Here is a 26,428-nt window from a genome sequence, read left to right on the forward strand (position 1 = left end):
CCAGCACCCTTTGACAAGCATACATACAGCAAAAAGAGACCTTGGCTATCCTTCTGCCAAGGTCCCTTTTCGACTAAGAAGTAAAAGGTTTAGAAATTAGATTGAGCAATGCGTTAATTAACGCCATAACGACAGCAGCTAAAATCGCTGTACCGAAGTGATCAATTACAAAGGCATCTCCCATTAAAAATGAGATAAAGTAGAGCAAAAAGGCATTAATAATAAAGATAAAAATACCTAATGTCAAAACCGTCACCGGTAGCGTAAGTACGACTAATATGGGACGTACAAGCGTATTGGCAAGACCAAGTAAAACGGCAGCAATAAATGCTGCACCCCATCCGCTTAATTCAAACCCATCAAAAATCAATCCTGTAATTAACAACACTGCTGCATTTACTACTATATAAAAGAAACATCCGAGCATTGTGATCAAGCTCTCCTTCCATAAAAGAAGAGAGCGGACCCCGCCGCTCTATCCTTTATTCTTCACTCTCTGTTTTAATTGAAATTGAACCCGTCTTCGTACTTGCATCAATACGAATTTGATCCTCAAAGTTAGGGTTTGAAACGAGTGTCAACGTTTTCTGGATAAAGTCACGCTTCTCCTCATGGACGTCAACATTTGGGAGCTTCCAATGGTAGCTTCCCACATTTGTCTTCAGCTTCGCTTTGGTACTCACTTGATCAGGAACAATAACCTTCACTGAACCAGTACCGGCGTTTAAGGACGCATACCCTGTTTTCACATCTTTAAAGTGACAATGGATCGTTCCATTTAATGCTTCTGCATCAATGTCTTTATAACTTCCATCCAACTCTACGCTACCATTAGCTGTCCTCAAATCGATACGGTCAATTGTACCACCTTTAACGTGTACGGTACCGTTTAACGCTTCTGCTTCTAGAAGCTCCGTTTTTACTGAATCAACATCTAAACTTCCGTTAACAGATTTAATGGACAGATACGTTGTATCTGCATCAGCAACCGTCACCTTACCGTTAAATGTATACAACTTTACCTTTTCGAGCTTTTTCTTAGGCAAATAAACAGTCGTATTCAATTTAATGCGCTTCGACTTCGTGTAAAAATGAAGCTCGTTGTCAATGGATTCGAAGACCGTATTTTCTAAGAAGCTGTTTCGAGCTTCTTCAACGTGGCTCGCTTTATATACTTTCGCCGTACATTCAAGCTTCACGTCAGGCTCATCCCACGTCTTTAATTCAACTGCACCATTTTCGAGGGATAAGTTAAACAAGTCTTCACTCATGCCTGTATGCTGAAAGATATGGTTAACTTCGACCGCATTGCCAAAGTTAAAATCAAGATCAAGTTCTTTAATCTTCGTAACTGCTGACTCAACAAAATCCGAAAACCAACGTGCCCCTTCACTCCAACGGTTATTGTCGTCTTGATTTACATTTTGGTCCGATTGCTCATCAAAACGGCGATTCCCTTCTTCCCAGTTCACTTCTGTACTAAGTTGAGATTTGTCTCTCGTTGTTGAGCTGCTTACGGTCGGTTCAGTGTTCGATGAATTATTGCTTATGGCACGCATAAGCTTTTCTCCATCCTCAGCACTAATTTTACCTTCGTCAATCATCTTGAGAATCATCTTACGCTCTTCCATGTTGGTACCCTCGCTTTCCTTAACATTTAGCTATCTCACAATCTATTTACGAACAGCCACGGTATAAGGTTTCAAGCGTTTAGGAGCTAACAGATTCCTTTAGTTCATCCATGCGTTTCTTTTCTCGCTCTAAGATCGGTTTTAGGTAATCTCCCGTGTAAGAACCTTTCGTTTCAGCTACGACTTCTGGTGTGCCTGTTACGAGTATTTCTCCACCACCATCGCCACCTTCTGGGCCTAAGTCAACAATGTGATCTACTGTTTTGATGACATCAAGATTGTGTTCAATAACTAGAACCGTATCTCCATTATCTACCAAGCGTTGAAGTACTTGTAGCAAACGTTTAATGTCATCAACATGAAGGCCTGTCGTCGGTTCATCAAGAATATACAAAGAGCGTCCGCTCGTACGTCGGTGCAGTTGAGATGCAAGCTTCACTCGTTGCGCTTCTCCACCTGATAACGTCGTTCCTGACTGCCCTAGTTTTATATACCCTAATCCGACATCTTGTAACGTCTTTATCTTCCTGTAAATCCGTGGAATGTTCTCAAAGAACACAATCGCTTCGTCAACCGTCATCGCTAGAATGTCAGCGATGTTTTTGTTTTTATATTTGATGTCTAGCGTTTCACGATTGTACCGTTTTCCATCGCATTCCTCACATGGCACATACACATCTGGGAGAAAATGCATTTCGATCTTCAGAATCCCGTCACCGCGACATGTTTCACAACGTCCACCTTTTACGTTAAAGCTAAACCTTCCTTTTTGGTAGCCTCTTACTTTCGCTTCATTTGTCATCGCATACACTTCACGAATGTAATCAAACACACCTGTGTATGTTGCAGGGTTTGATCTTGGCGTTCGACCAATTGGGGATTGGTCGATGTTTACAACATAATCAAGTTGATCAATGCCTTCAATTTCTTTGTGCTTTGCTGGTTTCTCCCTTGCACGATGGAGCTTTTGGGACAGCGCTTTACGAAGAATATCATTAATCAACGTACTTTTCCCTGAACCCGAGACGCCTGTAACTGCATTAAAAACACCGAGTGGTATGTCAATCGTTACGTTTTTCAAGTTGTTTGCCGTAGCACCTTTAATCGTCAACTTCCGATCGGTTAACGCTCGTCGTTCTTTAGGAAGAGGAATGAATCGCTTCCCTGATAAATATTGACCCGTCAATGATTCAGGATCCTCCATAATTTCATCAGGCGTCCCTTCACTCGTAATATAGCCGCCAGCCAAGCCTGCACCAGGACCGATATCAACGATATGGTCTGCTGCAAACATCGTATCTTCATCGTGCTCAACGACGATTAATGTATTACCGAGGTCTCGCATCCGTTCCAGTGTTTTAATTAAACGTGTGTTATCCCGTTGATGAAGACCGATACTCGGCTCATCTAAAATGTACAGTACTCCCATCAGCGCAGAACCAATTTGGGTTGCTAAACGAATTCGCTGAGCCTCCCCACCTGATAACGTTCCTGCTGTTCGACTCATCGTCAAGTAACCGAGCCCTACATTTGCTAAAAACCCTAAACGTTCATCGATTTCATTAATGATTAACCTTGCAATCTGCTTTTCTTTATCGGTAAGGTCGAGTGTTGTTATATAGTTCTTCGCTTCAAGGATCGGTAAGTCTGTTACTTGCCCAATATGCTTTCCTGCAACGAGAACTGACAAGCTTTCTTTCTTCAAACGATGTCCTTTACACGTGCCACACGCCTTACTAATCATGTATTGTTCCATTTGTTCCCGAACATAATCCGACGACGTTTCATGATAACGTCTTGATATGTTGCGTAAAACACCTTCAAAGTTAATAGTACGCTCTCGAACCGATCCAAATTCATTTTCGTGACGAAAAACAATTAAATCTTTTCCGCTACCGTAAAATAAAATTTCAACATGTTCTTTCGGAAGCTCGTTAAATGGCACATCCATATCAATACCATAATGGGAGCAAACCGCTTCTAACAGTTGCGGATAATAATTAGAACTTGTTGGCTTCCAAGGTAAGATTGCATGTTCACGCAAGCTAAGAGAGGCGTCTGGAATGACTAACTCTTCGTCTGTCTCTAATTTAGAGCCTAATCCATCACACGTCGGACACGCTCCGAACGGATTGTTAAAAGAAAACAAACGCGGCTCTAGCTCTCCAATTGAGAAACCACATTGTGGACATGAATGATGTTGATTGAAGCGAATTTCATCGCCATCAATTAGATCAATTAGAATTTGACCTCCAGCAAGGTCTAAACCGGTTTCAAGTGACCCTGATAATCTTGCTTCAATCCCATCCTTAATAACGATACGATCTACAACGACCTCAATAGAGTGCTTCTTATTCTTATCTAACTCAATCTCTTCTGAGAGGTCTAGAATCGTTCCATCGACTCGGACACGAACGTACCCTTGTTTCTTTAAATCATCAAACACTTTCTTATGGGTACCTTTTCGTCCAGAGACAATTGGAGCTAGAATTTGCATTTTCGTACGTTCAGGATATTCTAGCAGTTGATCAATCATCTGTTGTACACTTTGGGAAGTGATTGGGATGTTATGGTTCGGACAATAAGGCACACCAATTCTTGCAAATAAAAGTCGCAAGTAATCGTAGATTTCCGTTACTGTTCCAACGGTAGAGCGAGGGTTTTGACTCGTCGTCTTTTGGTCAATCGAAATCGCCGGTGATAACCCTTCTATGCTATCCACATCCGGCTTGTCCATTTGACCTAAAAACTGCCGAGCATACGCTGACAGTGATTCAACGTAACGTCGTTGTCCTTCCGCATAAATCGTATCAAAAGCAAGTGACGATTTCCCGGAACCAGATAGCCCCGTAAAAACGACCAACTTGTCTCTTGGAATCGTAATGTCAACGTTTTTCAGATTGTGTGATCGTGCACCTTTCACGCGAATGTTCTCTAATCCCATATCGACGTCTTCCTTTCATAACTCTTGCAATAATGACGGTATTGTTCTACGACCCTTTTAATTCGATCAGAACGTCACGCAATTCTGCTGCTCGTTCAAAGTCCAACAGTCGCGCAGCATCTTTCATATCGCTTTCGATTTTCTCAATGGTTGCAACCCGTTCTTCTTTCGTCATCTTCTTCGGTGACTTGATCGTTTTCTCTTCGGCTGAATCATCCGTTGACAATGTCGCTTGTACGGTATCCGGGATCGCTTTGTTAATCGTCTGTGGTGTAATGCCATGCTTTTCATTATATTCGATTTGAATCGTACGACGTCGCTCAGTTTCATCCATCGCTACCCGCATCGACCCTGTAATCTTATCTGCATACATAATGACTCGCCCGTTTGCGTTACGTGCCGCACGACCCATCGTTTGAATCAATGAACGCTCCGCTCGTAGAAACCCTTCTTTATCCGCATCTAGGATTGCGACGAGAGATACTTCTGGAATGTCCAATCCTTCACGTAACAAGTTAATTCCAACGAGACAATCAAATTCCCCGAGTCGAAGCTGCCGGATAATCTCTAGTCGTTCTAACGTTTTAATGTCAGAATGCAAATACTTCACTTTAATACCGACTTCCGTTAAGTATGCACTTAAGTCTTCAGACATTTTCTTCGTTAACGTTGTAATAAGAACCCGCTCAGAGCGTTCTGATCTTTTGTTAATCTCACCAATCAAGTCATCAATTTGTCCTTGGATTGGTCTTACCTCTACTTCAGGATCTAACAACCCCGTCGGTCGAATGATCTGCTCTACTACTTCTGGAGCCTTCTCTCCTTCATAAGGACCAGGCGTTGCAGACACGTATACTGCTTGTGCTACTCGCTTCTCGAACTCTTCGAATTTAAGCGGACGGTTATCCATTGCTGATGGCAAACGGAAACCGTGGTCTACAAGAACTTTCTTGCGTGCTTGGTCACCGTTATACATCCCTCGAACTTGAGGTAACGTCACGTGTGATTCATCAATAATTAATAAGAAATCTTTCGGAAAGAAGTCGATCAATGTGTATGGTGAATCACCGGCTTCACGGAATGTTAAGTGTCTTGAATAATTCTCAATGCCTGAACAAAAACCCATCTCATGCATCATTTCAATATCATAACGCGTACGTTGCTCTAAACGTTGCGCTTCTAACAATTTATTGTTCGCATTTAATTCTTCTAGTTGTTCTTCCAACTCTTTCTCAATGTTGACAATTGCACGCTTCATCTTCTCTTCACGAGTAACAAAGTGAGATGCTGGGAATATGGCAACGTGATTTCGTTCGCCAATCACCTCACCCGTAAGTGCATCAACTTCAGTAATGCGATCAATTTCATCGCCAAAAAATTCAACGCGTATGCATTGTTCATCTCGCGAGGCAGGAAAGATCTCAACAACATCTCCACGTACACGAAACGTTCCGCGTATGAAGTTAATATCATTTCTCGTATATTGAATATCAACGAGATCATTTAATAGTTCGTCTCGACCTTTCTCCATATCGGTTCTAAGTGAGACGACAAGATCGCGGTATTCTTCTGGAGAACCTAAGCCGTAGATACAAGATACACTAGCAATAATAATGACATCTTCACGCTCAAAAAGCGCACTCGTTGCAGAGTGTCTTAGTTTATCAATCTCATCGTTGATACTAGCATCCTTCTCAATGAATGTATCTGACTGTGGAACATAAGCCTCTGGCTGATAGTAATCATAATAACTTACGAAATATTCGACAGCATTGTTTGGAAAGAATGATTTAAACTCACTGTATAGCTGTCCTGCCAGCGTCTTATTATGAGCAATAATTAACGTTGGCTTGTTAACTTCTTTAATGACATTCGACATCGTAAACGTCTTACCCGTACCTGTCGCACCGAGCAACACTTGATGCTTCCTTCCTTCGTTCACTTGCTTCACAATTTCTTTAATCGCTTGTGGTTGGTCCCCTTGTGGCTCATAAGCTGACACTAGTTCGAATTGATTCAACGTTGCTCTCCTCCTACCGTGCGCACATCTTTTGTTACTAAAATTATATCATAATTTCATAAAAGCGAACATACTTTCGGTTTTTATTTCTGTACACAAAAAGACATTCCCGTTTTTCAGCATTCTATATCACTAGAATACCTCTTTTAGGAATGTCTAATCACTTTTACTACGCATTTGTTTCATTTGATGTTGCTTCGTTCCCCTTCGTCTTCCACTCTACACCCATCTCTGGGCGTAAAAAGACGATGCCTAATTCATGGTGTTCATTGTCGTATAATGCCGCTTGTTCAATCCGCTTTTCTCCACGCTCATCTACGACTTCGACTTTCCCGTAAGCCGGGTTAATTTGTAGTTTCTGATAGAAGCTCCACTCACTATTCACAGGTTCTTGGTGAACTTTCGTTACGATTTCACCCGGTATTAATCCCATCTTCTCAGCCGGCGAACCTGGACGAACAGCTAATATAACGACACCATCAGCTCGCGGCGTAAAATAAGGAGTTGCTTTGCGGTCTTGTAATCGTTTCGAAAGTTGGACAGTGATTCTCAGTATTAACAAACCGACCAAAACATACAAAAGTGCGGTTGGGTAATAAAAAACCGCAAACGAAGACGCACCAGCAAGAGCTGCAACCCAAAGGAGCTGAGTGCTCGTCCGTGCAAGCTGATGTCCGATCCTTTCGGAATAGCTCACCGCATGAGCACCTAACAAAAATGGAACGAGTGTTACCGAAAGCCCGTCAACCACAGGTAAGAATGGCCACCAGTTTACGTTCGACACAAGCTCACCAGGAACAAAAACAAAAAGTGGGATTAAATATAGCCGATCAAAGCGTTGACCGCCAATCCACTTCCCTCTTGAACTCTTTATTCGCAGCGGTGAATAACGTCTACTACTGCGTCTTTCACGTAATAATACCGCTTCAATTATTGTTAGTACAAAAACGAGCAACAGTACCCATGCTGGCTCTGTCGTAGCTTCGGTTGGAAGCCAAGCCGCTTCATAAGTAATGTAGCTAAGCAACCATTGATCAATCAATAAAGCGAATAATAAACTATAGATTGGAGAGAGAAAGCGTGTACCTCCAACTACGAGAAGAATTAAGTAAACGACAGCGGTAATCATTAAGTATTCTGTTGATAATACAATTCCAAGTAGTACAACAACGACGGATGCAATAATGCCTGCAAGCACACCAGGCACTAACGGGTGTAGCCATTCTTCTGTCCACGGTCGAATTGACGTATGAAACATCCTGCGCTCGCGCTTCATCCGCCTAAATCCAACCCACGCCATTGCAACGATCGCTACATATGTAAGTGGATGTACAAAAAACATACCTATCCCTGTCAGTACATCGACCAGCCATGTCTGCATAGTGTGACCCCTTTATTGTCGTAATCAATTAATTCTAGTATAACGGAAACAGTTCGAAATAGCTTATAAAATAAATACATCCGTCGTTACACGGATGTATTTACCTAAATGTATAGACACCTATTGCTGTTCAAGGATAACTTCTAATGCTCGGTTTAATTGACGATCATTCTCAGGGTCACGGATCTTCTCTACAATGCTTGTGTGAAGTGCCTGTGCCGTCGAATCATCGACTTCACCCGTTACATCAAGATCATCATGCATTTGTTGAAACGCCGTAACCGCATTTTCTGTTTGTTCATCAAAGTACCCGTCTGTTCGTCCTGGCTCAAATCCAAGACCTTGGAGGATCTCTTGAGCACTCTTTACTTGATCGTTATTATCGTTAAGAACGAGTGATTCATCAATGGATAGTGCAGTTGAATAGAAGTAATCCGGTTGACTGATTTCAATCGTCGGATCTACCCCATCTTCATGAATGTTTTTCCCCGCTGATGTTAACCAACGGAACATCGATAAATTCATCTCACTTCCGTCCCCAAAATCATAGGATTGTTGGACCGTTCCTTTACCAAATGTCGTTTCACCTACAAGCTCATAACCACCGGCTTCATGTAAAGCAGCAGCTAAAATCTCTGAAGCTGAAGCACTACCACCGTTAATTAAACCGACAATTGGATAGTCTTTTTGATCTTCAAGTGTAGAAACCGTTTGTGAAATATCACCTGTTGGTTCTTCAATCTGAACAATTGTTTCGCCTTTTGGCAATAGTAAACTGCCGATATCTTGAACGCTGTTTAGGTATCCACCAGGGTTTTGACGAACATCAATTACTAATCCGTCGATCCCTTCATTCTCAAGGTAATGCAAGCCTTCTTCAAACTCTTGTGCCGTATCAACTGAGAACGATGTAATATCTATCACACCGATTGTTTGATCCTCATGTTCATACGTATTCGCATGTACTGTCTCAACAGGGATTGCGTCTCGCTCAATTTCAACTTGGAAAGGATCCGTTGCAGATGGACGTCCAATCGTCAGAACAACCGTTGTTCCTTTCTCACCACGAATTTGCATTAACGCCTCGTTTAATGACAATCCTTCCGTTGAATTGCCATCAACTTCTAAAATCCGATCATCGGGCATCAGCCCTGCTTCTTCTGCTGGTGAGCCTTGAATTGGTGAAACGATCGTAACCGAACCATTTACCATGTTCACCTCAGCGCCGATCCCTTCAAACTCATTACCTAGAGATTGCGTAAACTCGGCAGCTGTTTCACGGTCCATATAAACCGAATATGGATCATCTAATTCATGGAGCATTCCTCGAATAGCTCCTTCGTACAAATCTTCTTCGTTAACATCTTCAACATAGGATTCAGAGATGACTTGAAACGCATCATGAACCTTATTCCAGCCTTCACCTTCACTAGATGAAAGCTGATTCCCAGCAATCGGTGCTTCGTAATTGTTTCCATTACTTACACCCATACCGAGCAACAAGCCTCCTCCACCCGCTGCCAAAACTGTAACAGCAAGAACAACGATCCAAACACCTTTTCTATTCATTGTTGCTCCACCTCTATTTATATCCAGACCTAATGACTCTTCATGATTGTATGACAAGCACGTCGTACGTATGACGCTTATTCCTTCTTCTCATTTAAACACATTTCATCAGCAAGTACAAAAGGTAAATGGGCACGTTCTGTGACGTGTTTTTACGGGAATTTCTGCTCAATCATTGAAAGCGACAATCCTCTCTTCTGGCTTGTCAAGAAAGGATCTTCACCATCAGATTAAAGAATACAGCAACGTCCATGAGATCACAGAGCATACCTAAAGAAAACACAAGTCGCATAAGCAACTTGTGTTTTTGTATTATAGATAATTCATCGGGTTAACAGAGTTCGACTTGCTACCATTCCAAGTTCCTTCATGAACTTCAAAATGGAGGTGTGCACCCTGAGAAGCGCCCGTATTACCCATGATTCCAATTTGTTGTGTTCGACTTACAGATTGACCATTTGAAACATCAATTGAATCAAGATGAGCATAGAGTGTTTCTACAGTCCGTCCGCCAATCGTATGTCGAACGATGACGGTGTTTCCGTACCCGTTCATCCACCCAGCATAAGAAACCGTACCTGATTCCGCTGCTACGATTGGTACATTTGAACGTCCACCCGCTCCGATATCAATACCGTGGTGGAAGCTGCCCCAACGGGGACCATACTGTGAAGAAATTCTACCTGTAGCCGGTGTTGCAAGTGTGCCTCCAGTATCACCTACGCTTGGAGGATTTGATGCATTTGAAGAGTTATTGTTGCTAGAGTTAGAACTTGATTCAGATGAAGATGAAGGAGACGTTGACGCTGATGCGACTGCTTCCGACTCTGCTGCCTCAGCCGCTTCAACTGCTTCACGTTCTGCTTGTGCATTCGCAGCAGCAACACGCGCTTCTTCTTCAGCTTTCGTAATCTCAGCTTGCTTAGAAGCTACTTGATCGTCAAGAAGTAACTTTTCATTCGTAAATCCGTTAATTTCATCAAGAAGTTCGAGTTCTTCTTCTTTTAGATCAGACATAACACTTTCTTTAACTGCCATTGATCCTTCAAGTTCTTTACGTAACTCTTCGAGTTCTTGTAAATGCGTTTCCAAGGCTGCTAGATTTTCTTCAACCTTTGCTTTCTTTTCTTCTAACAATTCGTGATCCGCTTGATGCTCTTCTAAGATCGCACGATCTTGTTCTGCAATCGTTGATAACGTATGTACGCGTTCAATGAAATCTCCAAAGCTTTCAGCGCCTAAAATAACTTCTAGATATTCAACTGAACTGCCGCCACTTTTATACATTGAAGCTGCACGATCTTTAATTAGTTCATCTCGTTCAGCAATTCGAGCTTCGATTTCTTTAATTTCTTCTTTTAATGCTTCGATTTCTGCTTCAATTTCTTCAATTTCTGCTTCACGACTCGCGATCTCGCTCGTTGTTTCTCCGATCTCTTGATCGAGTTCAGCGATTTCTTCATTGATTGCGTCTAGATCCTCTTCAACCCCACCAAGCTCTTGCTTTCTTTCATTGGAACGTTCTTCAATTCGTTCACGTTCACGCTCAAGATCTTGTAGCTCCTGCTCTAGACTACTAGAGGCGGAAGCTGAATCGTGAATCGTCGTCCAGCTTCCTAGGGCGATCAAGAACGCTGCGGCAAACATGATTATTTTCTTCCCCTGCATGCTGCATGCTCCTCCTCTAAACCTTACTCGTTTATCTATACCTTCAAAAACTTGCGAACCGACATTTGACTACCAAAGATTCCAACGAGAATACTGACTAGTAGTAGCAAACCTGAGATTTGCCAGATCATTGGATTCGGCTCTACAAATGTGAAAAATGGAACTTGGTCATACATAAAGCTGTAAAGATAACTGTAACCTACTGTTAAGCCGGCAATTGGAATGATGGCTCCAATCAGTCCGATCAACGCTCCCTCAATGAAGAAAGGGAAGCGAACAAAGCTATTCGTTGCACCGACAAGCTTCATGATTTGAATTTCATCTTTTCGGGACAAAATTGTAAGTTTAATTGTATTTGAAATGAGGAATACAGAAGTAAAGATGAGGCCAATAACTAGTGCGCCCCCTAGTATTCGTACATAATTCGTTACTGTGAACAATTGTCCGAGAATTGACTCCCCATATTCGACCGATTCGATGGCTGATTGTGCGTTTACTTCTTCTGCAACTGCAGCGGTCATTTGTGGATCTGTAGCCTGAATGATTAACGCATCATTTAATGGATTCTCTTCTCGCAAGTTCTCGAATACTTCACCATCTGAACCCATGCTTTCCATAAACACGTCAAGACCTTCATCACGGTCTCGATAAACAACGTTTTCTACTGAATCATGACTTTCAACTTCTTCGAGAACAGACTCTTGCTCTGATGCATCGACATCATGTTCAAAAAACGCTCGAATTTCGACATCGTTCTCAATCGTATCAATGAGATGATTCGTGTTGACAATTAAGAATGCAAACGCCCCAACAACGAAAAGCATAATTGCGACTGCACTCATGGATGCAAAGCTCATCCATCCATTTCGACGTATGTTCTTAAACCCTTCACGACCGTGACGTGTGAGTGTTTTACGCTTGATAGCCATAAGAACCTCCCAATTCATCACGTACTACTTTGCCGTTTTCGATTGCAATGACTCGTTTTTTCAACGTGTTGACGATATGACTGTTATGAGTTGCCATAACAATTGTGGTGCCTCTATTGTTAATTTCCTCTAACGTCCCCATAATACTCCAAGCGGTTTCTGGATCTAAGTTCCCTGTCGGTTCGTCAGCGATTAAGATAGCCGGTTGATTAACAATCGCTCTTGCAATCGCAATACGTTGCTTCTCTCCACCTGATAACTCACTTGTGTTGAACCTCGCCTTAGATTTCAGACCTACAATATCAAGAACGTCCATAACCTTTGTTTTAATTTGCTCTGGTTCTTCTTCAATAACCTCAAGAGCAAATGCGATGTTTTCATAGACCGAGAGTTTTGTAAACAACTTAAAGTCTTGAAATACAACGCCGATCTTACGTCGTAGATAAGGAATCTGCTTGTCCGATAAATCCCCTAGGTTGTTCCCGTTAATCTGAATTAATCCTTCAGAAGGCTTTAATTCACGAATCATCAATTTGATAAATGTCGTTTTTCCGGCACCACTTGGGCCGACAACATATACAAATTCACCTTTGTCTATATGGATATTCATTCCGTTTAGCGCTTGTACCCCGTTTGGATACGTCTTGCGCACTCGTTTCATCGTAATCATGATAACCCCACACCTAATACACTTTTCTTGATCACGTAATCGCACACCTTTTCAGGTTTTATGTAGAATCATGGCATTCTTTGTCATGATCTACGAAAATTATTATATCAGACCCACTCTTTTTTTGTGTTACAGTTTCATTTCATGTGTTTAACAACCTACCCTAGAAATATAACAAAAAGAAAAAACGAGCAGCTATTTTGCTCGTTTTTCAATCGTAATCTGCAATGTAATTCGCTACAGCTTCGGCCTCTTCACCCTCTAATAAGCCTGCTGGCATACTCCCTGGACCTTGAACGATCGCGTCTAGTACTTCCTCAGCACTGTAGCCTGCTAAAGGCGGGCCAGTCGCACCGCTTTCATTGTCTTCCATTTGCCCGTGGCAACTTAAGCAATTTTGTTCATAAAGATGAGCCGCTTCAGCGCTGTCGTACGTACGACCTACTTCCGCTTCTTGATCAGTCGTTCCACCTTCTTCATCGCTAACCGGTTCGCGATCCTCCCCACAACCTGTTAAAAAAACGATTACTGCAACTCCGATGATCAAACAACGTTTCATAGCGCATCCCTTTCTTCAAAAAAAGCTTTCGGATTGACCGAAAGCTTTTTTGAATGTACATTACCCTTCTTCTGCAACATACTTCGCTACAGCGTCTGCATCTTCACCAGTCACAATATCTGCTGGCATGCTACCAGGACCTTCTTCAATTGCTGCTAACACTTCGTCTTCGCTATAGCCTTCAAGCGCTGGACCTGACATCCCTTCGAAGTCACCACCGTGACAACTCATACAGTTTTGTTCATACAGTGCCATTCCTTCTTCAGCACTTACAGAACCGCCATCATCAGCAGCTTCTTCCTCCATTGCACCATCATCATCCATCGCTGGATCTTCAGTGTCATCAGCGCCTCCACAACCACCAAGAATAAATGCAAGAGCACCCGTGATTAATAGTAGCTTCTTCACCCCTCATACCTCCCTTCCTTTAGGAAAAACGGGGCATACCATATGCCCATGACCTTAGTGTTCCTAAATCAATCCATTTTAAAACCCCGTCCAAGAACTTCTGTCGCATTGCTTACAACGACGAAAGCCTCATGATCAATTTTTTGGACCGTTCGCTTTAAAAGTGCGACTTCATTACGGTTTACAACGACCATCAAAACCGGCCGTTCATCATCTGTGAAACCACCGCTTGCTTGCAACTTCGTAACCCCACGATCAACATCGTGAAGAATTGCCTCTTTTACTTTGCCCTCTTCGCTCGTGATAATGAATGCCATTTTGTCATACCCAAGCCCTGTTTGAACGACATCAATCGTTTTTCCTGTAATAAAAAGCCCAATGAGTGCAAATAACGCCAGCTCGATACTAAACGCAAAAGCCGAAAGTGTCACAATGAGACCATCCATAAAAAACACACAAGCACCAAGTGAAATGCCTGTGTACTTATTAATAACTTGGGCAGCCAAGTCCGTTCCACCAGTTGAAGCTCCTGACCTAAATACGAGTCCTAATCCGGCACCAACACCAATTCCCCCGAATAACGAAGCGAGTAACGGATCACTCGTAAGTGGTGTCCAATCTTCGGTTAACCAAACAACAAGAGGTAAAAACAACGTCCCAACAATCGTTTTGCCTCCGTATTTCCAGCCTCCGAGTAATAACATCCCTACTAAAAACAGAGGAATATTTAACGCCCACAACGTAATGTGCGGTGCAATCCCCATCGTATTGTAGACAATCGTCGCAAAACCACTCACTCCGCCTGAAGCAATTTGGTTAGGTAGTAAAAATAAATTATATGATATCGCAACGAGTGCAGATCCAGTAAGTACGAGAAATAAATTCAGGAAAAATCTCGCGTTTCCTTCAAGCGGTTGCCTTCGTTTTGTGTCGATTTGAGTCATTTGAATTCGTACCCCTTTCATTCAATATGCACAAAAATTAAGCTGCCCATTCGGGCAGCTTATTGAGACCTTTATTATTTTGTGGAGAGTGTCGAACGTAAATACTCATCAATAAATGGATCAATACCGCCGTCCATCACCGCACCCGTATTTCCAATCTCATGGTTCGTCCGATGATCTTTCACCATGTTATACGGATGGAATACATAAGAACGAATTTGGTTACCCCAACCAATATCGCCTTGGTCTCCACGCAATTCATTAATTTCTTGTTGCTGCTTTTCGATCTCTAATTGATACAAACGGGCTTTTAGCATTTTCATCGCTTGTTCCCTATTTTTAATTTGTGAGCGTTCATTTTGACATTGAACGACTGTGTTTGTTGGGAGGTGTGTAATTCGAACTGCAGAGTCAGTCGTATTGACATGCTGTCCACCTGCACCACTTGCACGATACGTATCAACTTTTAAGTCTTCTGTATTAATCTCAATATTCACGTCATCGTCCATTTCAGGCATCACATCACACGATACGAAAGACGTGTGGCGTCGTCCTGAAGAGTCGAACGGTGAGATCCGCACAAGACGGTGCACACCTTTTTCTGCTTTTAAATATCCGTACGCATTATGACCTTTAATGAGAAGCGTTACGCTTTTAACACCTGCTTCATCACCAGCAAGGTAATCTAGCGTCTCTACAGAAAAACTTCGCTTCTCCGCCCATCGTTTGTACATTCGAAGAAGCATCTCTGCCCAATCTTGGGATTCCGTACCACCAGCACCTGGATGCAATTCTAGAATAGCATTGCTTTTGTCATACGGCTCACTTAATAACATTTGTAACTCAAAATCGTTAATTTGTTGTCCAAGTGATTTCAAACCCGTTAATAGCTCTTGTTCCAAATCAGCATCTGGCTCTTCTTGAAGCAGCTCGAAACTCACTTCCAAGTTCTCGAGCTCTTCTTCTAAGTTCCGGAAGGTGACCGTGATGTCTTTTAGTCCGTTTGATTCATCAATAACCTTTTTAGATTCATTTTGGTTATCCCAAAAGCCAGGCTCTGTCATCTTGAGTTCAAGTTCTTTAATGCGATCTTCTTTGACATCTAAGTCAAAGAGACCCCCTAAAGTCCGCAAGACGTTTTGTCATTGCTGAGATATCATTACGAATTTCTGAGCTATCCATGTTTATCATCCTTTATTATGCCCCGTGGCAATGTTTGTATTTCTTACCGCTACCACATGGGCAAGGCTCATTACGACCTGCTTCAGGTGTCTTTTTAATCGGTTGTTTTTTCTTTTGTTCCTGCTTTTGTTCACCGTGAGTCGCTTGTTGTTGTTCAGCGACTTGTTCACGTTGCATGTTGTTTCGAATTCTTGCTTTCATGACATAACGAGTCACTTCTTCCTCGATATCAGAAACCATGATTTCGAACATGTTGTACCCTTCTTGACGGTATTCGCGAAGAGGGTCGTTTTGCGCATATGCACGTAAGTGAATTCCCTGACGAAGCTGCTCCATTTGATCAATGTGATTCATCCATTTGCGATCAACCGCACGAAGCATAATGACCTTTTCGAACTCGCGCATCTTTTCTTCGCCAATTTCAGCTTCTTTTGCTTTGTAGTTGGCTTTGACCTTGCCTTCAAGAAGTTCAACGATCTCTTCTGGTTCCTTACCATACAAGTCGTTTACCGTAACATCGCCACGGTAAAGTACGGAGTTGTTCAGCTCTGCAATCAAACCGTCAATATCCCAGTCTTCCGGTACTTCATTTTCAGGCGTAAACTGCGCAACCGTTCGTTCGAGTACACTTTGCATCATGCCACTTACAACTTCTTCAAGGTTGTCTGACTCAAGCACGTCCATTCGTTGCTTGTAAATGATGTCACGTTGCTCACGCATTACATCGTCGTATTGAAGAATTTGTTTACGAGCATCAAAATTGTGCCCCTCAACTCGTTTTTGAGAATACTCAACAATTCGCGTAACAACTTTACTTTCAAGAGGCTCATCGTCTTCCATACCCATTTTTTCTAACGTACTTTGCATTTGTTCGTTTGCAAAACGTCTCATGAGCGTATCTTCCATTGAAAGATAGAACTGTGACATTCCTGGGTCACCTTGACGGCCTGAACGTCCACGAAGTTGGTTATCAATACGGCGACTTTCGTTACGCTCCGTACCGAGTACGAACAAACCACCTAGCTCCGGTACACCTTCTCCAAGTTTAATATCTGTACCACGACCGGCCATGTTCGTCGCAATCGTAACTGCGCCCTTTTCTCCGGCTTTTGTAATGATTTTTGCTTCATTCGCGTGGTTCTTAGCGTTTAAGACGTTGTGTTCAATCTTTCGTTTTTTAAGCATCTTTGAAACGAGCTCAGACGTATCCACATTCGCTGTACCAACTAGAATGGGTTGTCCTGTTTTGTGGATCTCCTCGACACGTTCAGCAACTGCTTTGAATTTAAATTCCATTTTACGATAGATCAAATCAGATTGATCTTGTCGTTGAATCGGAACGTTCGTCGGAACAGAAATAACGTTCATGTTGTAAATGTTTTGGAATTCTTCTTCTTCCGTCTTAGCCGTACCGGTCATTCCCGACAGTTTCTGGTACATACGGAAGTAGTTTTGGAACGTAATGGATGCTAGTGTCATACTTTCTTTTTGGATAGCTAAGCTTTCTTTTGCTTCAATCGCTTGGTGAAGACCGTCTCCATAACGGCGACCTTTCATCAGACGTCCTGTAAAGGAGTCAACGATGACCACTTCGCCTTCTTCGACTACATAATCTTCATCACGGTTCATTGCACGATGCGCTTTTAACGATTGGTTAATATGATGGGTAAGTTGAACGTTTCCAGAATCAAATAGGTTATCTAAGCCAAAATAATTCTCCGCTTTATTAACGCCTTCTTCTGTTAAACGTACGTTTTTGGATTTCTCTTCATACGTAAAATCTTCTTCTTCCCGAAGCATCCGAACGAATCCATCGGCTTTTACGTAAAGGTCTGTGCTCTGTTCAACAGAACCTGAAATGATGAGTGGCGTTCTTGCTTCGTCAACAAGAATTGAATCGACTTCATCGACCACTGCATAGTGAAGAGAACGCTGAACCATTTGATCTTTGTATAACACCATATTGTCACGAAGATAGTCAAAGCCAAACTCATTGTTCGTTCCGTACACGACGTCACACTTGTATGCTTCGCGCTTCTCATCTTTTGTTAGACCTTTTTCATTTAGACCGACAGTAAGCCCTAAGAAACGGTACAGTTCACCCATTTGCTCACTATCTCGCCTAGCAAGATAGTCGTTCACCGTAACGACATGGACTCCTTTTCCAGTAATCGCGTTCAAGTAAACCGGCATCGTTGCTACGAGGGTTTTACCTTCACCCGTTTTCATTTCCGCTGTATCACCGCGATGCAAAACAACACCACCGACTACTTGTACATCAAATGGACGCATTCCAAGCACACGGTCTGCTCCTTCGCGTACGACGGCAAACGCTTCCGGCAGTAGATCATCGAGTGATTCTCCGCCTTCATAACGTGATTTGAAGTTCTCTGTTCTCTCGGCAAGTTGGTGGTCAGACAATGCTTTCATGTCATCGCCAAGATCATTTACACTGTCTACAATCTTTTGTAGTTTCTTTAATTTTTTATCGTCTGTATCTCCAATAACTTTCTTTATTAGACCAATCACTTGACCATCTTCCTCTCAAAGTTGGGTTGATGTTGATGGAGTATATGAGGGTTTTACCTATTTACCCAATTTGTATCAATTGTCTCCAATCCCTATTTTAACAATTTGTCTTCTTTGATACAATGAGGGGAATTTGTCGTATCGTAAAAAAAGGGATCGCCCATCATTTGGGGCGATCCCTTTCGCTCGTTTTAAGCTTCTGGCTCAATCAAACCGTAGCGACCATCTTTTCTTCGATAAACAACATTTGTATCGCCGTTATCTGCATTTGAAAATACGAAGAATGAGTGACCTAGCATGTCCATTTGTAGAACGGCTTCCTCAGCATCCATCGGCTTTAAATTAAAACGTTTCGTACGAACGAGGTTAAAGTAATCTTCTTCCTCTTCAGGAGAATAACCGTTCGACAGTTCCGTTACACCGATTTCGTTTTTAAAGATATCCTTTGTTCCACTTTGACGAAACTTGCGATTAACCTTTGTTTTGTACTTGCGAATTTGTCGTTCGAGCTTCTCAACGACGAGATCAATCGCCGCGTACATATCTGAATGCTTTTCTTCTGCTCGTAGAAGAAGCTGAGACATGGGAATCGTCACTTCAATACTGTGTTCATTTGTGCTTCTCACCTGCATTTTAACATGAACGTCAGCAACAGGGGTCGAGTCAAAGTACCTCTCCACCTTGCCAACTTTCTTTTCCACATAGTCTCGTAATGATGGTGTTACTTCCATGTTCTCACCACGGATGTTGTAATTCATCATCAAGAACTCCTCCTTTCAGGATGTCTACACTTTCTATATACCACTCTTAAATCCCTTCTCAAACGACAAATTCGTTACAATAAAATGACAACATTCTTCCTAAGGGTCTAACCGTCTATTCCGTCGCACATACAGTATCCAAAAATATATGGTACGATACAGTCAGAAGCTCCAATGAAAGGGGATCTGACTGTGCGAAAATTACTTCTATCCATCACTCTCGCCGTAACTGTCAGTGTCGTTACCGCTTGTCTTGATTCTGATGAAGAAGATACAGAACGAGACGTCCCCGAAGATGAACGTGTAACTGACGAAGACCAACACGTTGAAGAAGATGAAAGTGAAGAAGCGCTCTCATGGATCACTTCATCAATGGAAGCAATGCAACAATTAAACAGCTTTGAAGTATCCATGTCTGCTGAACAACGTAATCGAAGGAATATTAATACTTCTTATGTTCACACCGAAACGACGCAATGGGTATCGAAGGACCCCTTTGCTTATCATGAAATTGCGACGATGACCGACCCGAATGATGAAGAACTTGAACGAACATTTGAAACTTATTTACATGAAACAGAAGGGTTTTACATTTATGAACCTAACTTTGAAACGTGGATGCACATGCCCGATGAAACGCTGCAATCCATGAACTCTTTACAGAACTACCAAGATGAACAGCAACTAACGATCCTTCTTGATTATCTTGTAGAAAGCTCCTTGTCTATGGAAGAAAATGATGATGAGACGATTACGATTACAGCAATTGGTGACACGGAAACTGTCAATGAACAAGGTGAACAGATTTCTGACGTTTTGCAAGGAGGGTTTGGTTTAATGATGGATGATTTGCAATCACTTCTTACCATCCAATCGTTAAATTATGAACTTACAATCGATCGCGAATCAAAGTACTTAGAGTCGTTCTCAATATCGATTGAATTGTTCATCTCGCCTGAACAAGGTGCACAAATTCATGCAAATCAACAATTAGACCTGACGTACGATCGCCACAATGAGATTGACCCCATCACGATTCCTGACTTTGTCAAAGAAGAAGCAGAGCCTGTACAAATTGATACAGAAGCTTTCCAAAACATGCAACAAGAAGGAACTGAATAAGCTGCCTATTCCAGTAGGCAGCTTATTTTTGTATTTCACTTCTTCTCTTGTAGTAACCACTGTGATGTTAATAAAAAACGCTGAAATGCCGGCAACGTGACTGTAGCAATACGTTCTTGCTTTGTTTTAACAGAAAGCGAGTCAAACGGTTGCTTTACCTCTTCTAAGAGCTTTTGCCATTCTTCATAAACCTGTTCATCTGAACGAAATATCGCATACATCGTGACATTTTCATCCCCGAACCGTCCAAACCCTTGAATAAGCTCTTCCCGCAAACGATCCGCAGGCTCCGTCTCACCTTGATGGTAAAACTGAGTAACAAGCTGCAAACCATCCGTCACGGTTTCTAGATATTCTGTTAACCGCTCTAAAAATTTGACTTGGCTCTCGACGCCGATTTCCATGTCATCACCTCACTGCAACCATAGCAAAAAGCCTCGAAAATTTAAATTCGAAGCTTAGTTTTTCTGATCAAAATAATAACTCGTCATCGGTTGTTGCGACGGTGTTGTTCCTTCGTATTGATCATTGATCTGCTTTTGAGCACGCACACGATGTAAGTCTCGACCAATGACGCTTCTTGCTTCGTGTAATTTCATATCGATCTTATTGTTCATGTCCATAATCTCTTTCGCGACGATCATGGTTTCTTTGTTTCGTTCAACTTGGTGTAACGAAGACAGTCTTAATTCTCTTCGCTCTAAATAACGATCGACTTTCTCGATGTATTGATCCCGTTCATCATCATTTGTCGGTAACGGCAGCGTAAGGTGATCATATAGCTTAATCGTTAACTCATGCAAGGCGTTTAAGCTGCTCATACAGGCAACTGCCCACCTTGATGACGGTTTTGACGGTCGACTTGAATGACTTGCTTCCACGTATCACGAAACTCTGTCACAATCGCTTCTGCGTTATCTAAGTTCTCTTTGCGGTTATGTACGTTAGCTTGAACGAGTTGGTCATGAACGTAATCATAAAGCTTGAGCATCTGTTCACTCGTCTCATCGTTCACTTGCAACGTGACCATCAATTCCCTAATAATGTTTTGCGCTTTTGTGATGTTCTTATTCTTTTCTTCATAGTTCTCTGCTTCTAATCCTCGTTTTGCCAACCTCAAAAACTTCAAACAGCCGTTATACAACATCAACGTTAACTCTCCGGGAGAAGCCGTTTGAAATTGGTTTTGTTGATACGCTTGTTGAGACATTGTCTGAGTATACGTCATCCGTAAACCCCCTTTAGAAATTACCATTACCAAACATAAAGTTATACAGCATATCTCCTTGACTGTTTGAACGGGCAATGGCTTGTTCCATCGCAGTGAACTGGCGCCAATATCGCTGTTCCTTTTGTGCTAATCGCCGTTCAAAGTTCTCAATTCTCGAATCCAATTGGTTCAATTCACGACCAATAGCAAATTGATGGTTTTGGTGACGCCCGTTAGAACCACCGGCTTTTCGAGAAATGGCGTCAATACCATTGTTGACATCTTGACGAAGTTGACGGGCAATTCCTTGATTCTCACCTGATCCAGCAAAGAAATGATACGCCCCTTCTGGATCGTTCTCCACCGCTGCTTGAAGCTTCGCTTCATCAATGACGAGCTTTCCATTATCCAAGTAATCCGTTGAGGTTGTAATCCCAAGATCACCTAAATGGCGAATGTTGGATTGATCTTGATCCACAGATTGATAAAGCGTCATCCGCATATTCGTTAAGAAGCTTTGCAGCTCACGATCCCGACTCATTAGTCCACTTTGAGCCTTTTCTTCCCAAAGCTCAATCTCATGATCAGACATCTCACTTCGTTGTTCACTCGTAAGAGGAGGATAATCTCGATTTTGCCGTTCATTGACTAACCCGTTCATTTCTTCAATAAGCGCATTGTACTCATCAACGAACTCTGTAATGTTCTTCACGATATTTTCTGTATCAACAGAGGAAGAAACACTGATCGGCTCATCAAATTGACCTCTTAATGTCATCGTTAAGTTGCCGATTGTGAACGTATTCGATTGTCTCTCAGTCTTTAATCCATTAATCTCAAACTCCGCGTTTTGGGCACCGTGTTGGCCTGATTCAAGATTTAGGACACTGTTGAAAAAGTTAAATGCCTCTCCACCATTTGATACGTCATCACCTTCATTATTTGAAGGCAGATTCAACGTATTGAAAATAATCTCCTCAGAACCCTCTTTTGGATTAAACACACCAGTCTCCGTTCGACTCACGGACACACGATTCGAAAATTCATCATAAAACATCGTAACCCCAATCGGGCTGTTGTTAAAATTGTTCATCACACTACGTAAAGAATCGGTTTCCGTAATGAACATCGTATGTGTCTGTTGTTCGCCATTCGCGTCAAACGTGCTAATGCTTGCTTTCGTATAATTCCCTTCTCCATGTGGGTCAACATACTCCACTTCAACACGTGCATTCTCTGAGACTTCATCTGGGGCAAACGTTAGTTCTCCGTTTTCGATGAAGACCTTTCCTTCAACAAGCTTCTCCTGCTCACTTACCACTTCATATTCTCGTCCATTCACTCGAACGACTGGGCTCTCACCAATGCTTTCACCCTCGAGTCCGAGCCTATAAACGCCATCTTCACCACGTTCTACAAGATCTCTTTTCACTTGACCTTTAGCCCAATTCATTGATTCTAGATTTAGATCTTTGAAAGATGTGTTAGGATCAATGCCTTCTTCACCGTTAATTTTCTCTTTGCTATGTGTTGAAGCTGCCTTTGCCAATTGACTTACTCGATCGATCGTATAGTGAGAGTTTCCTGTTCCTGATGTTGATGTTACTGAAACGAGTGATTCATTCGTTGAACTACCTGTTCTCGCTAAAAAACGACTCGGTGTTAACAAGCGATCAAAGATCGACTGTTCAAACGCCCGAACCTTTGTGTTTAATTCTCTATAGGCATCGACTTGCCAATTCTTAAATGTCTGTTGTTGGGTAAATTTATCCATCGGAGCTCGTTCTGCTCTCATTAAGTCTGATACCATTTGGTTAATATCCATCCCTGACGCAAAACCGGAAATTCTCATTAAAGCCACCCCGCTTCTTGACTTATTCTTTATATCGACTCATTTCATAACTTGTTAACGTTCAATCACAATTCCTTTTCAGCTCTCCATAAAAAAGACAATTGCTACATGCAACTGTCAACGTTCAACATCAATAATCACGCCTGCTTGCTTTAAAATTGCCGCGTTCAAATCAAGAAGCTTCTCTGGAGGGACTTCGCGGATTACTTCTTCAGACTGGCGATCGATGACTTGTACATAAATCCTTGATAGATCTTCATGAATCTTAAAACTCAAATTCGTATGACGCGACTCAAATTGACGATTCGCCTCTTCGACATGAATACGAACCGTATCCTTGCTAATTGGACGACCCTTCTCTTCTAGCTCTCTCGTTTTCTCTTTACTTGGTAACTGTTCCTGTACTCCATTAATGCGTCCTCTGAATTCCATGCCCGAAATGTCATTCATTTGCACAGCAGATACCTACTTTCTTACATGTTTGTTTACTATATCGGCGGATCGATCGCTCTCTATAGTCCCAAACGCAGAAATCCTTCTTTAGCCATATAAAACTGCTACAATCAGGATTCCATAATAAAAAAGAACAACATCCGAATAGGATATTGTTCTTATGCACGAATATCAACCTATGCTCCTTTAAACGGTTCAGAAACTTTTACCGCTTCCACTCTAGCATCAACTTGCATACGATCTAATTGTTCATGTTGCTCTAAAGCAACTTCTTGCGTTTTCTTAAGTAGCGCAACGTTCACATTAAGTTGAGTAGCCTGTTGAGATTTCAACATCGATAAACCAGCGATATCCATCTTTGTTCCTCCATCTACTTAGACATTTGGCTCAAGTGATAATGCAGACATGCACTGTTCTTTTAAACGCCGACTAGCCGGTAGGATTGTCAATGAGAGCATTTCAGATGCACGCACGGTATTCCCTAGCTCCACGAGATACATCACTTCCTCAATTCCACGACGATTTCGCGTCAGCCTTGCCTTTATGTTTCCAATTTCTCGATTATCACCTGTTCTAGGAATTAAACCTTCGAGCTCAGAATAAAACAGAAGCACTTCTTTTAAATGCCGAAGAACTTCATCACACTTTGCTTTTGAATCCATCAAAGCTTCAGCATGTTCTAAAGCATAAACGACTCGGTCACCAAGAATGCCAAACCGGTTGTACAATTCCCGTTCATGCACATTCACCAACTCCACAATGATAGTTGAGAAGCAACATTCATAGAGTTGCTTCCCTTACCTATATCGGTTTGTTTGGTCAAAATGTTTAATTGACTTATCCAGAACGTAACCAGCCCAATTGAATGACCCGCTTAATAGCATGTGTCCGATCATTTGCGTTGATCTTTTTCGTCAATTGACTGACGTGATTGTTCACGGTCGAAACAGATAAAAAATCATCTTCGGCAATCTTTCGATTGCTTTTTCCTTTTAAGATTGAATCTAGCACTCGACATTCAGATGCCGTTAAGCGGATCGATGCTTTCGCATGATCAAGCATTAAAGCATCTGGGTCCATATTCCTTTTTACAATTTCAAAAGGAGGCTCGTTAATGACTGACGAACGATTTAGTCGCAGTACTTCAATAAGTTCCGTTTGTAATAGAGGATCTACATAAGACGAGTAATCAATCGCTGTAGCAAAGTGTTGTGCAATCGACCTTGAGCTTTGATTAATACAAATTAACGTCGTAATATCCGATTCTACAGTTTTCTTAAGAAGATCTGGTGTATCTGCTGGAATCGCAGCACAGATACGAAAACGATTCATCAATCCATACAGTCGTCCGCTCTCTAATAAATAAAAACTCTCTTCTTTCGATAATAGTGATACATCATTTACTACATCGTCTACCGTGTCTGGGATCTGTTCTAAGTACTTTGTCTTAAAGCCACTAGCCTTTAAAGCAGTAAGTAGGAATTCATCGTTCCTTTTTCCACCTAATTGTAGCCAAAGAAAGGGAAGCGTCTTTCCAGTCTTATTGCCAAAGTGCAGTTGGGCAGAGGTGTGCATCAACAATCCCTCCTTTATCATCAATCCAACATCAACTGAGCAAGCACAACAGTTAATGAAAGGACTTTAGAACTAAAAACTGTATCAAGTCTAATATTTCACACAGGTGAAAAACATAATTATGTTGAAAGATTAACAATGATCCAATCATCAAACAAGGTGCGATAATCATGACAAAATAAGGGATCCTACTAAAAGACAGCAAAGGACTAGGTATTTTATATTGCTTTCCCGTACACTTTTCTGAACTTTTTCCAATTCCTCAATTACAGGTAAATTGGAATATAATCTTATAGACTTATATTTCTATATCTAGTCTAAATATCTATTATTTATGCTATTCATTCCGATTCGTTATCTGGGAAAATAGTTCCTGTGAAATTGATGCAGCAGCTTGATTTTCTTTTGCAATATCAACAACAATTTCTTTTCGATGTATGCTCACATGTTTTGGTGCTGCAATACCGAGTTTCACTTGATCCTTCTCGATGCTAATCACTTTTAATTCGATGTCATCCCCAATCATGATTGCGTCATCGACTTTACGTGTCAGTACGAGCATACGCTTCCTCCCTCTGAAACAATAGCGCTCTACGACGCGCTACTCTCTCTTCTACGATCACTTGCTTAGCAAACCTCTCTTTTACATTCATAACGATCGGAGCAGCCAAATTAATCGTTGAGGATTGAAATGGGTCTTGCACAGTAATGATTCCGAGCAATGTCGCATCTTTCGCTTCATTTAAACGTAGCGATTCAATTTCATAAGGTGAAAGTTCTGCTTCGAAGTCCGGGAAAAATTGAAAGATTTCACAAACGACAAAGGCCAAATCCTTCGTTGTTGCAGATTGTAAAATTTGAAAGGGTGTAGATTCATCACTAGCCATTGGCAGCAAAAAGAACGTATGCTCCGTCTCAAACGCTGGGAGCCCATAAGGGAATGTGATGCTCTTCGTTTCGTCCACAGTAACATCCCCGAAATATTTCGTTGAAATGTTCAACCAACCCTCACCTACTTTTT

26 protein-coding genes are annotated in these 26,428 nt (G+C 41.8%); 1 reads left to right on the forward strand and 25 read right to left on the reverse strand.

Annotated features, from left to right (window positions below; genetic code table 11):
* Nucleotides 1-73 precede the first annotated feature (73 nt).
* The 15 genes from JOD17_RS01670 to hpf form a co-directional block, all read right to left on the reverse strand.
* Complete coding sequence (locus tag JOD17_RS01670; protein ID WP_204695418.1) at nt 74-427, reverse strand: phage holin family protein; 354 nt, start codon at nt 425-427, stop codon at nt 74-76.
* A 55-nt stretch (nt 428-482) separates the two neighbouring features.
* Nucleotides 483-1,631, reverse strand: a complete 1,149-nt coding sequence (locus JOD17_RS01675) for a DUF4097 family beta strand repeat-containing protein (RefSeq protein ID WP_204695419.1) — start codon at nt 1,629-1,631, stop codon at nt 483-485.
* A gap of 79 nt (nt 1,632-1,710) precedes the next feature.
* The gene (uvrA, locus tag JOD17_RS01680; protein ID WP_204695420.1) at nt 1,711-4,575 is read right to left on the reverse strand and encodes an excinuclease ABC subunit UvrA; all 2,865 of its coding nucleotides are present in this window, start codon (nt 4,573-4,575) and stop codon (nt 1,711-1,713) included.
* 46 nt (nt 4,576-4,621) lie between these two features.
* On the reverse strand, nt 4,622-6,595 hold the full coding sequence (gene uvrB, locus JOD17_RS01685) for an excinuclease ABC subunit UvrB (RefSeq protein WP_204695421.1): 1,974 nt from the start codon (nt 6,593-6,595) through the stop codon (nt 4,622-4,624).
* Between the two features lie 169 nt (nt 6,596-6,764).
* Nucleotides 6,765-7,976, reverse strand: a complete 1,212-nt coding sequence (locus JOD17_RS01690; RefSeq protein ID WP_204695422.1) for a PDZ domain-containing protein — start codon at nt 7,974-7,976, stop codon at nt 6,765-6,767.
* Nucleotides 7,977-8,096: 120 nt separating this feature from the next.
* Nucleotides 8,097-9,545 carry a S41 family peptidase gene (locus tag JOD17_RS01695; RefSeq protein ID WP_204695423.1) on the reverse strand — a complete coding sequence of 483 codons (1,449 nt, stop codon included), beginning with the start codon at nt 9,543-9,545 and terminating at the stop codon, nt 8,097-8,099.
* 312 nt (nt 9,546-9,857) lie between these two features.
* The gene (locus JOD17_RS01700; protein ID WP_204695424.1) at nt 9,858-11,213 is read right to left on the reverse strand and encodes a murein hydrolase activator EnvC family protein; all 1,356 of its coding nucleotides are present in this window, start codon (nt 11,211-11,213) and stop codon (nt 9,858-9,860) included.
* Between the two features lie 35 nt (nt 11,214-11,248).
* Complete coding sequence (gene ftsX / locus JOD17_RS01705) at nt 11,249-12,142, reverse strand: permease-like cell division protein FtsX (RefSeq protein WP_239575104.1); 894 nt, start codon at nt 12,140-12,142, stop codon at nt 11,249-11,251.
* Complete coding sequence (gene ftsE / locus JOD17_RS01710; protein ID WP_204695425.1) at nt 12,126-12,812, reverse strand: cell division ATP-binding protein FtsE; 687 nt, start codon at nt 12,810-12,812, stop codon at nt 12,126-12,128. The genes ftsX and ftsE overlap by 17 nt, the downstream gene beginning before the upstream one ends.
* A 211-nt stretch (nt 12,813-13,023) precedes the next feature.
* Nucleotides 13,024-13,371, reverse strand: coding sequence for a c-type cytochrome (locus tag JOD17_RS01715; protein ID WP_204695426.1), 348 nt, complete (start codon nt 13,369-13,371; stop codon nt 13,024-13,026).
* A gap of 60 nt (nt 13,372-13,431) precedes the next feature.
* Complete coding sequence (locus JOD17_RS21665; protein WP_042358263.1) at nt 13,432-13,779, reverse strand: c-type cytochrome; 348 nt, start codon at nt 13,777-13,779, stop codon at nt 13,432-13,434.
* 68 nt (nt 13,780-13,847) lie between these two features.
* On the reverse strand, nt 13,848-14,723 hold the full coding sequence (locus tag JOD17_RS01725; RefSeq protein WP_204695427.1) for a YitT family protein: 876 nt from the start codon (nt 14,721-14,723) through the stop codon (nt 13,848-13,850).
* Between the two features lie 74 nt (nt 14,724-14,797).
* Nucleotides 14,798-15,905 (reverse strand): peptide chain release factor 2 gene (prfB, locus tag JOD17_RS01730; RefSeq protein WP_152549691.1). Its coding sequence is split into 2 segments (ribosomal slippage): nt 14,798-15,832 and nt 15,834-15,905, totalling 1,107 coding nucleotides; the frame shifts between segments, so codons are not numbered across the junction.
* A gap of 15 nt (nt 15,906-15,920) precedes the next feature.
* On the reverse strand, nt 15,921-18,434 hold the full coding sequence (gene secA, locus JOD17_RS01735) for a preprotein translocase subunit SecA (RefSeq protein WP_204695428.1): 2,514 nt from the start codon (nt 18,432-18,434) through the stop codon (nt 15,921-15,923).
* Between the two features lie 191 nt (nt 18,435-18,625).
* Complete coding sequence (gene hpf, locus JOD17_RS01740; protein WP_204695616.1) at nt 18,626-19,192, reverse strand: ribosome hibernation-promoting factor, HPF/YfiA family; 567 nt, start codon at nt 19,190-19,192, stop codon at nt 18,626-18,628.
* Between the two features lie 195 nt (nt 19,193-19,387).
* Between hpf and JOD17_RS01745 the strand changes: the two genes are divergently transcribed.
* On the forward strand, nt 19,388-20,317 hold the full coding sequence (locus JOD17_RS01745; RefSeq protein WP_204695429.1) for a DUF6612 family protein: 930 nt from the start codon (nt 19,388-19,390) through the stop codon (nt 20,315-20,317).
* Nucleotides 20,318-20,352: 35 nt separating this feature from the next.
* Here the strand turns inward: JOD17_RS01745 and JOD17_RS01750 are convergent, their stop codons facing one another.
* From JOD17_RS01750 to fliW, 10 genes are all read right to left on the reverse strand, one after another.
* Complete coding sequence (locus JOD17_RS01750) at nt 20,353-20,721, reverse strand: DUF8042 domain-containing protein (protein WP_204695430.1); 369 nt, start codon at nt 20,719-20,721, stop codon at nt 20,353-20,355.
* Between the two features lie 54 nt (nt 20,722-20,775).
* On the reverse strand, nt 20,776-21,138 hold the full coding sequence (fliT, locus tag JOD17_RS01755) for a flagellar protein FliT (protein ID WP_204695431.1): 363 nt from the start codon (nt 21,136-21,138) through the stop codon (nt 20,776-20,778).
* Nucleotides 21,135-21,545, reverse strand: coding sequence for a flagellar export chaperone FliS (gene fliS, locus JOD17_RS01760; protein WP_239575106.1), 411 nt, complete (start codon nt 21,543-21,545; stop codon nt 21,135-21,137). The genes fliT and fliS overlap by 4 nt, the downstream gene beginning before the upstream one ends.
* Before the next feature lie 13 nt (nt 21,546-21,558).
* Nucleotides 21,559-23,379: a flagellar filament capping protein FliD gene (gene fliD, locus JOD17_RS01765; protein WP_204695432.1), complete on the reverse strand. Its 1,821-nt coding sequence runs from the start codon at nt 23,377-23,379 to the stop codon at nt 21,559-21,561.
* 117 nt (nt 23,380-23,496) lie between these two features.
* Entirely contained in the window at nt 23,497-23,829 is a 333-nt protein-coding gene (locus JOD17_RS01770; RefSeq protein ID WP_204695433.1) for a flagellar protein FlaG, read from the reverse strand.
* A 179-nt stretch (nt 23,830-24,008) separates the two neighbouring features.
* Complete coding sequence (locus JOD17_RS01775; RefSeq protein ID WP_204695434.1) at nt 24,009-24,188, reverse strand: putative motility protein; 180 nt, start codon at nt 24,186-24,188, stop codon at nt 24,009-24,011.
* Between the two features lie 18 nt (nt 24,189-24,206).
* Nucleotides 24,207-24,575 carry a hypothetical protein gene (locus JOD17_RS01780; protein WP_204695435.1) on the reverse strand — a complete coding sequence of 123 codons (369 nt, stop codon included), beginning with the start codon at nt 24,573-24,575 and terminating at the stop codon, nt 24,207-24,209.
* Nucleotides 24,576-24,669: 94 nt separating this feature from the next.
* Nucleotides 24,670-25,407 (reverse strand): response regulator transcription factor, encoded by a 738-nt coding sequence (locus JOD17_RS01785; protein WP_042414981.1) that lies wholly within the window; start codon nt 25,405-25,407, stop codon nt 24,670-24,672.
* A gap of 337 nt (nt 25,408-25,744) precedes the next feature.
* The gene (gene csrA, locus JOD17_RS01790) at nt 25,745-25,969 is read right to left on the reverse strand and encodes a carbon storage regulator CsrA (protein WP_042358253.1); all 225 of its coding nucleotides are present in this window, start codon (nt 25,967-25,969) and stop codon (nt 25,745-25,747) included.
* Complete coding sequence (gene fliW, locus JOD17_RS01795) at nt 25,950-26,408, reverse strand: flagellar assembly protein FliW (protein WP_204695436.1); 459 nt, start codon at nt 26,406-26,408, stop codon at nt 25,950-25,952. The genes csrA and fliW overlap by 20 nt, the downstream gene beginning before the upstream one ends.
* Between the last annotated feature and the right edge of the window lie 20 nt (nt 26,409-26,428).

The organism is Geomicrobium sediminis, from assembly GCF_016908595.1.
Classification (GTDB): Bacteria; Bacillota; Bacilli; order Bacillales; family Marinococcaceae; genus Geomicrobium_A; species Geomicrobium_A sediminis.